This is a genomic window from Citrobacter sp. CK189 (assembly GCF_030333505.1).
GTDB lineage: Bacteria > Pseudomonadota > Gammaproteobacteria > Enterobacterales > Enterobacteriaceae > Citrobacter_B > Citrobacter_B koseri.
Map to the genome: position 1 here is coordinate 215,998 of NZ_JAOWFV010000035.1, position 13,918 is coordinate 229,915.

General features: G+C 51.3%; 12 protein-coding genes and 3 pseudogenes. 2 read left to right on the top strand and 13 right to left on the bottom strand.

The window, feature by feature from the left end; translation table 11 throughout:
- Positions 1-87: 87 nt before the first annotated feature.
- The 8 genes and pseudogenes from roxA to OGV83_RS05355 form a co-directional block, all read right to left on the bottom strand.
- Positions 88-1,209 (bottom strand): [50S ribosomal protein L16]-arginine 3-hydroxylase, encoded by a 1,122-nt coding sequence (roxA, locus tag OGV83_RS05320; RefSeq protein ID WP_047457471.1) that lies wholly within the window; start codon positions 1,207-1,209, stop codon positions 88-90.
- Positions 1,210-1,301: 92 nt separating this feature from the next.
- Complete coding sequence (phoQ, locus tag OGV83_RS05325) at positions 1,302-2,765, bottom strand: two-component system sensor histidine kinase PhoQ (RefSeq protein WP_012132787.1); 1,464 nt, start codon at positions 2,763-2,765, stop codon at positions 1,302-1,304.
- Positions 2,765-3,436, bottom strand: a complete 672-nt coding sequence (phoP, locus tag OGV83_RS05330; protein WP_024130426.1) for a two-component system response regulator PhoP — start codon at positions 3,434-3,436, stop codon at positions 2,765-2,767. The genes phoQ and phoP overlap by 1 nt, the downstream gene beginning before the upstream one ends.
- A 65-nt stretch (positions 3,437-3,501) precedes the next feature.
- The gene (locus tag OGV83_RS05335; protein WP_248623954.1) at positions 3,502-3,891 is read right to left on the bottom strand and encodes a site-specific integrase; all 390 of its coding nucleotides are present in this window, start codon (positions 3,889-3,891) and stop codon (positions 3,502-3,504) included.
- 19 nt (positions 3,892-3,910) lie between these two features.
- A pseudogene (locus OGV83_RS05340) lies at positions 3,911-4,285 on the bottom strand (recombinase RecT); the annotation flags it as partial.
- Positions 4,248-4,622: pseudogene (locus OGV83_RS05345) on the bottom strand (RecE family exodeoxyribonuclease); the annotation flags it as partial. The pseudogenes OGV83_RS05345 and OGV83_RS05340, both read right to left, overlap by 38 nt.
- A 234-nt stretch (positions 4,623-4,856) precedes the next feature.
- Complete coding sequence (locus tag OGV83_RS05350; RefSeq protein ID WP_110494337.1) at positions 4,857-6,008, bottom strand: type I restriction endonuclease; 1,152 nt, start codon at positions 6,006-6,008, stop codon at positions 4,857-4,859.
- 21 nt (positions 6,009-6,029) lie between these two features.
- A complete protein-coding gene (locus tag OGV83_RS05355; protein ID WP_248623280.1) occupies positions 6,030-6,731 on the bottom strand; it encodes an XRE family transcriptional regulator in 702 nt (233 codons plus the stop codon).
- Positions 6,732-6,913: 182 nt separating this feature from the next.
- Here OGV83_RS05355 and OGV83_RS05360 point away from each other — a divergent pair.
- Positions 6,914-7,704 (top strand): annotated as a pseudogene (locus tag OGV83_RS05360) (PBSX family phage terminase large subunit); the annotation flags it as partial.
- 412 nt (positions 7,705-8,116) lie between these two features.
- On the opposite strand, the gene purB reads toward OGV83_RS05360, so the two are convergent.
- Genes purB through rluE form a run of 5 tightly spaced genes read right to left on the bottom strand, consistent with a single transcriptional unit; the run spans position 8,117 to position 12,453 of the window.
- Complete coding sequence (gene purB / locus OGV83_RS05365) at positions 8,117-9,487, bottom strand: adenylosuccinate lyase (RefSeq protein ID WP_012132704.1); 1,371 nt, start codon at positions 9,485-9,487, stop codon at positions 8,117-8,119.
- A gap of 3 nt (positions 9,488-9,490) precedes the next feature.
- Positions 9,491-10,132 carry a high frequency lysogenization protein HflD gene (gene hflD / locus OGV83_RS05370; protein WP_024130407.1) on the bottom strand — a complete coding sequence of 214 codons (642 nt, stop codon included), beginning with the start codon at positions 10,130-10,132 and terminating at the stop codon, positions 9,491-9,493.
- Positions 10,133-10,167: 35 nt separating this feature from the next.
- Positions 10,168-11,274: a tRNA 2-thiouridine(34) synthase MnmA gene (gene mnmA / locus OGV83_RS05375; protein WP_248623415.1), complete on the bottom strand. Its 1,107-nt coding sequence runs from the start codon at positions 11,272-11,274 to the stop codon at positions 10,168-10,170.
- Between the two features lie 54 nt (positions 11,275-11,328).
- The gene (locus tag OGV83_RS05380) at positions 11,329-11,790 is read right to left on the bottom strand and encodes an NUDIX hydrolase (protein ID WP_047457463.1); all 462 of its coding nucleotides are present in this window, start codon (positions 11,788-11,790) and stop codon (positions 11,329-11,331) included.
- 9 nt (positions 11,791-11,799) lie between these two features.
- Complete coding sequence (rluE, locus tag OGV83_RS05385) at positions 11,800-12,453, bottom strand: 23S rRNA pseudouridine(2457) synthase RluE (protein ID WP_081353176.1); 654 nt, start codon at positions 12,451-12,453, stop codon at positions 11,800-11,802.
- Positions 12,454-12,625: 172 nt separating this feature from the next.
- Between rluE and icd the strand changes: the two genes are divergently transcribed.
- Positions 12,626-13,876, top strand: coding sequence for an NADP-dependent isocitrate dehydrogenase (gene icd, locus OGV83_RS05390; RefSeq protein WP_153258433.1), 1,251 nt, complete (start codon positions 12,626-12,628; stop codon positions 13,874-13,876).
- The last annotated feature ends 42 nt before the right edge of the window (positions 13,877-13,918 follow it).

Sequence of the window (13,918 nt, forward strand, 5' to 3'; positions counted from 1 at the left end):
GGATGGCGCTTCGCTTATCAGGCCTACCGTGTGTAGGCCTGATAAAACGCGCTAGCGTTGCCATCAGGCTCAATCGCAATAACTTATTTACCCTTCGAAGAACCAGTACCCGCTATTGACCAGCGCGGCCAGCATTGCGAGGAACGACGGGTCTTCCAGCGCATCGCCAAAATTCTCGGCGGTCAGCACGATGTGACTGGAGAGCGCCTCCAGCGCCGGGCGGTGCGGAGAATCAATCTTCTCACCGTTGGCGTAGACCTCATCGCCAATGCGCAGGACGCGTAAGCCGCCCAGACGCACCAGCACATCGCCTTGTTTCAGCGCATCATAGATCTCATCCGGCTGATACGGCGGTTCCGGCGGCGCGATGTCCAGTTCGTGACGAGACTGGGAGATAAATTCGCCAAACCACTGTTTAAAGTGTTCAGGCTGATTGATCAGGTCGAGCATCATTTCACGCAGCTTGTCCATCTCCTGCGGCAGAACGTCGGCAGGATGCTCGCGCGGCGGGATATCCGGGTCGCTGTAATAGGTGCTGCCCAGCTCGCGTTGCAGAACGTAGTCGGCAAAACCGCTGATCAGTTCACGCGTATTCGGCGCGCGGAAACCAACCGAGTAGTTCATCGCGTTTTCCAGCGCGTAGCCTTCGTGCGGGAATCCGGGTGGGATATACAGAATATCGCCGGGCTCCAGCTCTTCATCAATGATGGCTTCAAAAGGATCGACCTGGAGCAGGTCCGGGTGAGGGCAATGCTGCTTCAGTTGCAGCTTCTCGCCTACGCGCCAGCGGCGGCGACCGGTTCCCTGAATGATAAAGACATCGTACTGATCCAGATGCGGACCCACGCCGCCGCCAGGGACGGAAAAGGAGATCATCAGATCGTCAATACGCCAGTCCGGCAACGCGCGGAAAGGGCGCATCAGCGCAGCGGTAGGTTCATGCCAGTGGTTTACGGCCTGAACCAGCAGCGACCAGTTGTTCTCGCCGAGGTGGTCGTAACTCTCGAACGGGCCGTGGCTGACCTGCCATTTACCATCCTGATGGCTGACCAGACGGCTATCGACTTCGCTTTCCATCGCCAGTCCCGCCAGTTCGTCAGGGGAGAGCGGATCAATGAAGTTGTTGAACCCACGTTTTAACACCACCGGGCGTTTTTGCCAGTGGCGTTCAAGAAATTCGGGCCAGTTAAGTGTTAATTGATATTCCATGTTGATTATCCGCAGGCTGGTATCTGACACCGATTATAACGGATGCTTAACGACATGCGGTGAAGAACATACATAAATATTACACGCCAGCGTCATTCATCGCGCTGAATCGGGTGCTGGCGACCAAAAATCACCTCCATCCGCGCTCCGCCGAGCAAACTGTCACCGGCGACGATCTTCCCTTCATATTGCTCAGTGATCTCACGGGCGACCGCCAGCCCCACGCCTTGCCCTGGTCGCAGGGTGTCAATGCGCTGACCGCGATCGAAAACCACATCACGCTTGCTTTGCGGAATGCCCGGGCCGTCGTCTTCTACCAGAATATGCAGATGCTCATCGGTCTGCCGGGCTGAAATTTCAACAAACTCCAGGCAGTATTTACAGGCGTTATCCAGCACGTTGCCCATCACTTCAACAAAGTCATTCTGCTCGCCGACGAAGCTGATTTCCGGCGAAATATCGAGGCTAATGTTGACCCCTTTACGCTGATACACCTTATTGAGCGCGCAGGTGAGATTGTCCAGTAACGGCGCTACGGGGTGCAGCTCGCGACTGAGTAACACGCCGCTTCCGCGCATGCTGGCGCGATGCAGATAATAACCAATCTGCTGGGAGATACGGCTGATCTGTTCCAGCATGACCGGTTCGGCGTCGCTGACGCTCATTTTTTCGCTGCGCATTGAACGCAGGGTGCTCTGCAATACCGCCAGCGGCGTTTTCAGACTATGGGTGAGATCGGTTAACGTGGTGCGGTATTTATCATAACGTTCACGTTCGCTCTTTAGCAGCCGGTTGAGGTTGCGCACCAGGCTGGTCAGTTCCCGCGTAGTTTCCGGGTTGAGCATTTCACGGTGGTGTTCTTCCAGCTCGCGCACTTCACGCGCCAGCGCTTCGATAGGGCGTAAACTCCACCATGCGGCGACCCAGAGCAACGGGATGACTAACAGCAGGTTTGCCGCCAGAACATAAATAAACCAGCTCCATACCATATACGAGCGTTTCAGCTCGATGGGGATAGTATCGACAACCACTATCGTCAGTTGCGGCATCCGCGCGGTAGCCGGATAGACATTCACCGCCACGGAGTGGGTCATTTCCGCATCGTCGTCATCTTCCCGCACCTCTTTGAGCTGCTGTTGGGCGGAATGATCTTCACTCAGCAATGTGCTGGTGGCATCGACATCGGCTTCAATTTCATGAAAACCGTTGGCTTTCAGCCATTCCGGCTGGATACGTTTCTCCAGCCAGGGAACGTTGCGCTGCGCCCATAACAACTTGCCGTTCTCATCATAGATCAGTGTCATCGTGGGGCTCTGCATATCGAGATTTTCCGGGATCTCGATATTGATTTTATTGTTTTGCCATGACGCTAGGGTGTAGAAAAGGTTGCTCTCACCGCGTAACAGGCGAAAGGTTGTCTTATCAAAACTGACGCTATAGCCAACCAGCGCGACCATGCCGTAGGCCAGAGAGAGCACTAGCACAACGCCTGCCGTCGCCAGCAGAAAGCGCAGGCGCAGCGATAAAGGAAAAAGATGACGCAGTAATTTATTCATTAGCGCAGTTCGAACAGGTATCCCTGACCACGGACGGTGGTAATCACATCATCAGGATATCGCGCCTGAATTTTTTTGCGTAAGCGCCCCATCAATACATCAATGGTATGGCTTTCACGCAGTTCCGCATCCGGGTAGAGTTGTAGCATCAACGAATCTTTGCTGACGACTTTGCCATTATTGCGGATCAGCGTTTCCATAATGGTGTATTCAAACGCCGTCAGTTTTATCACTTCATCATTTACGGACAATTCACGGCGGGAGAGATCCACCTGAAAAGGCGGAATAGAGATAACCTGCGAGGCCAGGCCGCTGTTGCGGCGCATTAACGCCTGCATACGCGCGACCACTTCTTCAATATGAAACGGTTTTGTCACGTAGTCGTCGGCGCCGGCGCTCAGCACTTCCACTTTATCCTGCCAGCCTTCACGGGCGGTTAATACCAGAACAGGAAGGGAAACGTCATTGCTGCGCCAGCGGCGGATCAGCGAAAGCCCGTCTTCATCCGGGAGGCCTAAATCGACGATGGCGATGTCCGGCAGATGCTCGTTAAGATAATAATCGGCTTCCTTTGCATCTTCTGCGTCATCAACCTGGTGCCCCAAATCCTGTAATTGAACCTTCAGGTGGTGGCGTAATAAGGCATTATCTTCGACAACCAGTACGCGCATCATCTTTTCTCCCTAAATTAACGGTATTAGTAGTTTAACGCTGATTGTGTGGATTGAAACCAGCGCTATGAAATTAAATAACTTTTTTCATACTCCCTCGCCCGTGGGGGCCTCATCTCTGTATGTACTGCAATAATGATGATTAATGTCTGGCTACGGGGAAGGGCGGCTATCAGTGCCTGGTACTCATGAAGTAAAAGTGGATCGGGATCATTTTTAGATAACTTGAGTCGCGACACTCCTTCATAAGGAGCATGCAATATAAACTGGCTTCGGTTTGCAAGCTTCAGCATTTCTGATAAAACAGCCATCTGTTTATTGACTGTTGAGGGCGCGCGCCCATTTTTGATGCGGTTTGGCATTGAAGGATTGAAAACTTCTCCGGTCAGGAGTTCTTTGCGGTAATTCAGAATATCTGCGTGCTGAATATCAACCAGGCGTGTGTTCTCGCCCACGACTCGTTTCAGGGTGTTAACGGTAATGAAAGCGGCCATGAATGGCACTGGAACTGGCGATTACCGCGTTGACAAGTTGCGCCTCGTATCCAAGAATACCGTTAACCAGATGCGTTTTTTGCGCCACCGCGTATGGGTTCATGCCCCACAGCATAGCCTGCACCACGATAGCCATACAGTCGGTTGGTTTTCCTGCAAGGTGCGCCGGTACAGTCACTTGGGAATCGGCCATCAGATTTGCGAACGCGGTTAACTGGCCCAGCGCCTGTACGTTAAAAATCGCGTTACTGGCAGAAATGGTGTTTGGTGCCTGCTGCTCAGTGGTAACAATATTTGTGTTTTCCATGATTTCCCCCTTATGCCTGTACGCGCAGTGCTTCAAGGCGGCGCACATCAAAATCATTGAGTTCTTCGGCGTAATCTTTGGTAATCGGTGCCAGCCATTCGCCTGTGTCGAACCCGTTCGCTATGGCGCGCATTGCTTTGCGGTATTCCAGCATGCCGAGTTTCAGCAATTCTTCGGATGCTTCGACGATGGCGAGCCAGTGGTAGTTCTCGTCTTTGTTGACGAATATCCAGAAAAACTGGTCCAGTGCTGCGGTTTCGCAGTACATGGCAGCGCTCAGGCCTTCCTGCTTGATGTTCCACATGCTGATAGTCTTCAGGTCCGCGCCGATGTCGATTTCAAGGTCAGGGCGTACGCGGATTTCCAGCCTGGTTTCCTCATTAATAAAGCCGGCCTGCTGAGAATTAGAAGTCTTATGTGCTTAGTGTTTCGCGATGGATTAAGGATAACCATGGTTATCTGCAACGCCCGTAACTTAACTTATAGTTATAATAATTAAGTTATATATTCATGATAACAAAGAGAATTTAATTTTATGAAATTTGGGCATGGATAGCAGAAGTGGATTGGTTGCTTTAGGATGGGGAGGAAGAAACCGGCCATAAGGCCGGTTATGTTCTTACTTCTTGCGGAAATTTTCGTCGTTTTTTACGTACTCAAATGAATCAAGAACCAATCCCGATATCCTCAAAATATCTTCAGGATTATCCATGTAAATTCTTGAAGCATCGCAGGTTAACCCTGCTCTAGAGATTTCATTAATTGTTATGTCATTCAATTCTATAGGTAGCTGGATCGATGATTTCGATTTCTTATCATAGTAGCGAACTATCCAGCGGTTCGTTTTACCCTGGAAGAGAACACCGAAGTACGATGCAGTGTCTTTGTATTGAATGTCGTGCTCAGAGCCAATGATGGATACGATTTTATCAAAGAGCTGCCTTTCTTTATAAGTCGTGACAATATTAGGATTATCGGGATCTACAACATCCGCCTGTGCGTCAGACTTTTCTTGTTCGTTATCATCATGAACTTCATCGTTCGGGGATTCTGTTGAGTTTTTTCCTGATAGCCCAGAAACTACCATGGCACTTACTGATAATTCTACTGCTTGTTTAACTAATGGAGTTATCGACTCAAGAAATCTTTGGTTCAATTGCCTTTCTACATTCGATCTGCTTGCTACATATCTAACAAATTCCTGGTCAACTTCTCGAAGGCTTGAACTTATTGTTTTAGTAAAAGCGGAAAGGTATACGCTTTCTTCTGCGAGAGTTCTTAAGGCTTCTGGTTTGAACTTATCATGCCTAAATCTAAATAGTTGCTCGGCATCGGCGTCCGTAACTTCATCCATTCTTATTTTTAAGAATGGAGTGGGATCCATAATGTTCTTCTCTTTTAGATCAGTGAAAAACCGCCACTCAACTCCATTGGTTATGGCTGAGATTGTCACTTCTGGGGTTGAGTTAAAATATCTTGATAACTGTGGGCAGTGATTATCAATTTTTTCTTTATAGGCTTTGGCTTCAATGAACATGACTGGAATTCCTTGACAAAACAGGGCATAGTCAACCCGCTCATTAGCTTTCACCCCAGGAAAGTCAGCACCGTATTCAGCTTTTACTTTTTGTGGATCGTATGGACTAAAACCGAGAATATCCAAAAAAGGTAAAATTAGTGCCTGTTTTGTTGTTTCTTCAGTAGTGCAATGCAGTCCAACGTTTTTAACATGCTCACTATGAAGTTTTAACCTGTTTTTAAATGCATCCATTTGGGGTGTCCCATGTCTGTGTTAATAGTCTAAAACTGACCACCAAAAAACTCTGCCTATAATTTCTATATCTCCTAGATTTTTATCCTCAGATGGATACTCAGCACTATTGTAACTGCGAATGCTGATCATCTCGGGTCCTGTGCGATAAAGCAGTTTAATTCTTTTCCACCCATCTTCGTTGATGGCATACATTTTCCCATCAATGATTTTTTTATCTTTCGTATTTACAGCGACCGTAGTGCCATCAGGAATATTAGGTTCCATACTATTTCCTCTGGCGGGGAAACATAGAACACCTGAACCGTCGGTGTTAGCTCCTACCTTGCGCAGAGTAGCTTTTGAAAACCTCAGCTTAAAACCGTTGTGATCCTCGTCAGAAACCCTGCCATCACCACAAGCAAACTCTATATCTCTCAAAAAAGGGATCTCCACCTCATCTTCAGGAAGCTGCGTATTTCTGTCCCATGAGTCAATTTTCCCCCATTCTTTCTCTGGGGGGGTGTTGTCTCCATGACGCATCGGTCCGCTTCCTGCGCTTAGCCATTCTGGTCTGACGCTTAGCGCGCGCGAAAGCTCAACCATCTTACGGCTGCCATTTGTCTTTCCTGATGTCATTTTTTGAATCGCCGGTTGTGAGAGTCCAACACGTTCAGCTAGCTGTCCTTGGGACAAGCCAGTGGCGGTCATAGCGGCGATTAATCGTTCTGCGAAGGTTTTCATACAGTCAATTTATAACCGTGGTTATAGAAAGTAAAATAATAAATATTATGGATTGGTTGTATAATCTTGGTTATTTTTTCATTATTAATTACCACTTGAGGAATGTTTCATGAATTTAGTTATTTATAGGGTGCTGAAAATTGTGGGAAGCCAGCAAAGACTTGCTGACGCCTGCGGAGTTTGATGAAGCTGAATCAGTCAGTGAAATAGCCTGGCAGAAACTCAGCCCAACAGTGCGCGAAGAAGGCTCAGAGATTTGGGTGACGTGGAACCCGGAGCGCGACGGTAGCGCCACTGACAAGCGTTTCCGCAAAGAGGCAGGTGACGACTGCATCACCGTTGAGATGTGAACTATACGGATAACCCGTGATTCCCCGACGTGCTCGAAGGAGAACGCCTGAACGACCAGCGCCGACTCGACCCTGCTACCTATGACTGGGTGTGGGAAGGGACTTACCTGGAAAACTTGGATAAACAGGTTCTGGCCGGTAAATACCGGGTCGCCGAATTCTCAGATAATCTCTGGAAAGAGGCCGAGCGCTTGTTCTTCGGCGTCGACTTCAGTTTTGCCAAAGACCCGAACACGCTGGTGCGTTCATTCATTCTGCATAACAGGCTGTACATCGAATATGAAGCATACGGTCAGCAAACAGAGCTGGACCACATGCCGGAGCTATACGACACAATCCCCGGGTCGCGTGAATGGCCCATTACAGCCGACTCGGCGCGCCCTGAGACAATCAGCTATCTCAAGCGGCAGGGTTTCAAAATCTCAGCCGCCGAGAAGTGGCAGGGAAGCGTTGAGGACGGGATCGCACATCTTCGTGGCTTCGACGAGATAATCATTCACCCGCGCTGCAAGAAGGTAGCGCGAGAGGCCCATATGTGGTCGTACAAAACAGACCGCATAACCGGCGAGGTGTTGCCGAAACTGGCCGACGGTTATGAGCACTACTGGGATGGCATTCGTTAAAGGTATAGCAAAGATCTCTAAATTGCTTGGTGTTACTGCTGCTGCCTGAATTTATAAACTGATTATTTTCAAACCCTGCTTCGACAGGGTTTTTATTGGTTTTCGGTATGGATTTTGGGGGCGGATCTGGGGGCAAATAGTAGGTTAGGGGCAACTTTAGGGGCGATAAAATACCTGATATTGTCTGCTATTGTCCGATGAGTACATTCCCCAACTTTTTGATATTGTTATAAATATATGTTTTTTTTAAATTGTTTATTTTTTTCATTCGCAGTCTAACGCTGATTGTGTTGCGGCGGGGATAAACATTTCGTAAACCGGGGGGAGAGTTATGCCGGATGAGTCTCCGGCATTGGGGGCGCTGAATATCGGCCGGATAAGATGCGTTAGCATCGCTATCCGGCAGGGGGGATTACTTTAGTTCGTCAACCATAGTGATGGCGCGGCCAATATAGTTGGCCGGGGTCATCGCTTTCAGGCGCGTTTTCTCTTCTTCCGGCAGGGCCAGACTGTCGATAAACTGCTTCATGCCTTCGGCGTCAACACGTTTGCCGCGCGTTAACTCTTTCAGCTTCTCGTACGGTTTCTCAATGCCATAGCGGCGCATTACGGTCTGGATCGGCTCTGCCAGCACTTCCCAGTTGTGATCCAGTTCATCCAGCAGACGATCGCGGTTCACTTCCAGTTTGCTTACGCCTTTCAGGGTGGACTGATACGCGATCAACGCATAGCCAATACCGACGCCCAGGTTACGCAGCACGGTGGAGTCCGTCAGGTCGCGCTGCCAGCGGGAAACCGGCAGTTTGCTTGCCAGGTGTTGCAGTACGGCGTTAGCCAGGCCCAGGTTGCCTTCGGAGTTTTCGAAGTCAATTGGGTTAACCTTGTGCGGCATGGTGGAAGAACCAATTTCACCCGCGATGGTTCTCTGTTTGAAGTGGTTGAGCGCGATATAACCCCAGACGTCGCGATCGAAGTCAATCAGGATGGTGTTAAAGCGCGCGACGCAGTCAAACAGCTCTGCGATGTAGTCATGCGGTTCAATCTGTGTGGTGTACGGGTTCCACTGGATACCCAGCGACGTCACAAACTCTTCGCTGAAATGGTGCCAGTCCACTTCCGGGTAAGCGGCAATGTGGGCGTTATAGTTACCGACCGCGCCGTTGATTTTACCAAGGATTTCCACCTGGTTTAACTGGCGGAACTGGCGTTCCATGCGGTAAGCCACGTTAGCCATCTCTTTCCCCATCGTGGACGGCGTAGCCGGTTGACCGTGGGTACGGGAGAGCAGGGGAATGTCGCGATACTGAACGGACAGATCTTTGACCGCGTCGATCAGCTGACGCCAGTACGGCAGGATCACTTCGTCGCGCGCGGTTTTCAGCATCAGCGCATGAGACAGGTTGTTGATGTCTTCAGAAGTACAGGCGAAGTGGATGAACTCAGAAACCGCATGCAGTTCCGGGATATCCGCCACTTTTTCTTTCAGGAAATACTCAACTGCCTTCACGTCGTGGTTCGTCGTGCGCTCAATGGTTTTGATACGTGCGGCATCTTCTTCATTGAAGTTCGCGACAATCGTATCCAGGAAACCGTTTGCGTCGGCAGCAAAAGCAGGAACTTCCTTGATCGCTGCGTGCGCGGCCAGTTTTTGCAGCCAGCGTACTTCAACCTGTACACGGAATTTCAGCAAACCGTATTCGCTGAAAATCCCGCGCAGCGCGCTGACTTTATCGCCGTAGCGTCCATCGACAGGGGAAACGGCGGTCAGTGAGGATAATTCCATAGATCACAACTCCGGGGTTAAATGAGCAAGAATTTGTTTTGCCTGAGTGGTCAGGCGATTACGAGAAAACATTAATTGCAGGCGGCCACCGCCGACCTGGTGCCAGAGCACTGCGGCACGGATACCGGCCAGAAGCGAGGCGCGAACTTTTGCCTGCACCTGCGGGCTTTGCAGCACGGCGGGTGAGCCCGTCACCTGAATGCGTGGCCCCAGCGGGCTGATGACATCGACATAAATACCGGCCATCGCGCTCATCAGCGTTTCTGATTGCAGGTCAAAATGGTCAAGCTGACGCTGTAAGCCGTTAATGCGCTCGCCCAGCATGTCCAGCGCGCCTTTGGCGGCTGACAGTTTGCGCTCCAGCACCATCAGGCTTAGCGTATAGCGCGTCAGCTCTGCGTTCAGCCCCTGGCGGCTACTGGCATTCAGGACACCGAGCAAGGTTTCCAGACCGAGGCGAAGGTTCGCTTCGCTGCCGCCGAATACGCCCAGCGTAGAGCTGGGGTTCATATCGATAACGCTGTTCAGTGAAACGTGTAGCGCATCGGCATCACAGTGCCCCTGGTGCGCCAGCTGTTGCACCAGGCGTGCTGACTGGCAAATACCTGCCAGTGCGAGGGTGATGTCATAATAATTCTTTGCCACGATCACTGCTTCCTTGTATCAGTTATAGAGAATAATTATACCGGCAGGGGCAGGCGCTGCTCGATAATACCGCCGCCGAGGCACACTTCTCCGTTATAAAAGACAGCCGACTGACCCGGCGTTACTGCGGCTACCGGCTCATCAAAAATCACTTCAATGCGTTCGTCATCCAGCGCTTTCACGGTGCACGGAATGTCGGTCTGGCGGTAGCGGGTTTTCACCGCGCAGCGCAGGGTGCCGCTAAACGGTTCGCGATCGACCCAGTGAAGCTGTTGGGCAATCAGGCCGACGGACATCAGACGTGGATGCTCATGACCCTGAGCGACAACCAGAATGTTGTTCTCGACATCTTTATCGACCACGTACCACGGATCTTCGGTGCCTTCTTTGGTGCCGCCGATACCCAGACCTTTACGTTGGCCCAGCGTGTGGTACATCAGCCCCTGGTGCTGACCGATTTCGTCGCCGTCTACGGTGATGATTTTTCCTGGCTGCGCCGGGAGATAGCGACCGAGGAACTCGCGGAATTTACGTTCGCCGATAAAGCAGATGCCGGTAGAGTCTTTTTTCTTCGCGGTGATCAGACCGAGGTCTTCGGCAATTTTGCGTACCTGCGGTTTTTCCAGTTCACCGACCGGGAACAGGCTTTGGGCGATCTGCTCATGGCCGAGTGTGTAAAGGAAGTAGCTCTGATCTTTGTTACCGTCGAGCCCGCGCAGCAGGCGGCTTTTGCCGTCCACATCCGCGCGACGGACGTAGTGACCGGTGGCGATATAATCAGCGCCCAGGTCTTCAGCGGCAAATTCGAGGAAGGCTTTAAATTTGATCTCTTTATTACACAGAATATCCGGGTTTGGCGTGCGGCCCGCTTTGTACTCTTCCAGGAAGAGTTCAAAAACGTTGTCCCAGTATTCTGCGGCAAAGTTTACGGTATGCAGTTCAATGCCAAGTTTGTCGCAAACGGCCTGCGCATCAGCCAGGTCGGCTGCCGCTGTGCAATATTCCTCACCGTCGTCCTCTTCCCAGTTCTTCATGAACAGGCCTTCTACCTGGTAGCCCTGTTGTTGCAACAGCCAGGCGGAAACGGAGGAGTCGACACCGCCGGACATGCCGACGATCACTTTTTTTGGGCTTTCTGACATTGGAATACTCACGACATTGAACTTCAAGGCGGCGTATTCTATCACGCAGCCCTTTTACTTGACACCCTCTGTAAACGGCCAGTTAAATTCGCCGATGATCGCCAGCGGATAACGTTGCCCGTTCTGCCAGCAACGAATGCTCTCGGCAACCAGCGGCGAACGCAGGTTAGGGGCGTTGAGGATCGCGTCGGCGCTGACCCAGCGACAGCAGTCAATGTCGTTGTCGTGAGGTTCAGTGGCGCACATCCTGGCAAGCTCAATGGAAAACAGGAAACGCAGGAACGGCGTGTTGTCCGGTGCGATCCATTGATGCAGACGAATAAAGTGCTGGGGTTGCGCGGTAATCCCTGTCTCTTCCCAGAGTTCGCGCGCGGCGGCTTCCACCAGCGTTTCGTCGGCTTCCAGGTGTCCGGCTGGCTGATTCCAGAGCGCTTTGCCGTTAATGGTCTCTTCCACCACGAGGAATTGACCTTCTGCATGGACGATGCAGGCAACGGTGACGTGCGGTTTGAACATGGTTTTTCCTTAATCGGTAGCGTCTCGCCATTCGCCGTTGGCAAGATTATCCAGCGTGTAGTTGCCCATTGCGTAGCGGATCAGTCGCAGCGTAGGGTAGCCGACGTGCGCCGTCATACGCCGTACCTGACGGTTACGGCCTTCATATAAGGTCACTTTGAGCCAGCGGGTGGGAATACTTTTTCGTTCGCGAATCGGCGGCGTTCTCGGCCACAGCCATTCGGGTTCCTCCACTACCTCAATGCCCGCAGGCAGAGTGGGGCCATCATTGAGCGTCACGCCATTGCGCAGGGCTTCCAGCGCTTCTGCGGTGGGTTCGCCTTCAACCTGAACGTAATAAATCTTACCGGTACGTTTGCCGGGCTGCGTCAGACGAGCCTGCAATGCGCCATCGTTGGTGAGCACCAGAAGACCTTCGCTGTCCCTGTCCAGACGACCTGCTGCATAGACGCCCTGGACAGGAATATAGTCTTTTAATGTGCTGCGCCCGGCCTCATCCGTAAATTGCGGCAAAACATCGTAAGGTTTATTGAACAAAACCACGCGTTTTGGCTGGTTTTCTTTCCGCCGCTTAGTGACTTGTCGTGAGCTGAATCGCTCAACCCGGTGATTTCTAAAAGAAGTTTTTTGCATGGTATTTTCAGGGCTTATCAATTGCCGCATTATAGCCTAATAACGAGTGTCTTTCATGGCAGCAAACAATAGGGTAGTATTGACACGCTCATTACAAATCATTAACAAAAAAGTTGCTCTAATGCATCCGTGTCGCAGGACGCAAACGCACATGCAGCGTGATGACAGACGAGCAAACCAGAAGCGCTCGAAGGAGAGGTGAATGGAAAGCAAAGTAGTTGTTCCGGCGGAAGGTAAGAAGATCACCCTGCAAAACGGCAAACTCAACGTTCCTGAAAATCCGATTATCCCGTTCATTGAAGGCGACGGTATCGGTGTTGATGTAACCCCAGCCATGCTCAAAGTGGTCGATGCCGCTGTCGAGAAAGCCTATAAAGGCGAGCGTAAAATCTCCTGGATGGAAATTTACACCGGTGAAAAATCCACTCAGGTTTATGGCCAGGATGTCTGGCTGCCTGCTGAAACCCTGGATCTGATTCGTGATTATCGCGTGGCCATCAAAGGCCCTCTGACTACCCCGGTCGGCGGCGGTATTCGTTCCCTGAACGTGGCGCTGCGTCAGGAACTCGACCTGTACGTCTGTCTGCGTCCGGTTCGTTACTATCAGGGCACCCCAAGCCCGGTTAAACACCCTGAACTGACCGACATGGTCATCTTCCGCGAAAACGCTGAAGATATTTATGCAGGTATCGAATGGAAAGCCGACTCTGCGGATGCCGAGAAAGTGATCAAATTCCTGCGTGAAGAGATGGGCGTGAAGAAAATTCGCTTCCCTGAACACTGTGGTATCGGTATTAAGCCGTGTTCCGAAGAAGGAACCAAACGTCTGGTACGTGCGGCGATTGAATATGCCATCGCTAATGACCGTGATTCTGTGACCCTGGTTCACAAAGGCAACATCATGAAGTTCACCGAAGGCGCGTTTAAAGACTGGGGCTACCAGTTAGCGCGTGATGAATTCGGCGGTGAGCTGATCGACGGCGGCCCGTGGGTCAAAATCCAGAACCCGAACACCGGCAAAGAGATCGTGATTAAAGACGTGATCGCCGATGCGTTCCTGCAACAGATCCTGCTGCGTCCGGCTGAGTACGACGTGATTGCCTGTATGAACCTGAACGGCGACTACATCTCTGACGCCCTGGCGGCGCAGGTTGGCGGTATCGGTATCGCGCCGGGCGCGAACATCGGTGACGAGTGCGCGCTGTTCGAAGCGACTCACGGTACTGCGCCGAAGTATGCGGGTCAGGATAAAGTTAACCCGGGCTCCATCATTCTGTCTGCTGAGATGATGCTGCGCCACATGCAGTGGTTCGAAGCCGCAGATCTGATCGTCAAAGGGATGGAAGGCGCGATTGCCGCGAAGACCGTCACTTACGATTTCGAACGTCTGATGGAAGGCGCTAAACTGCTGAAATGTTCAGAGTTTGGCGACGCGATCATCGCAAACATGTAATCCAGTTTCTGGGTTAAACAAGAACGGGAGCCTGAGGGTTCC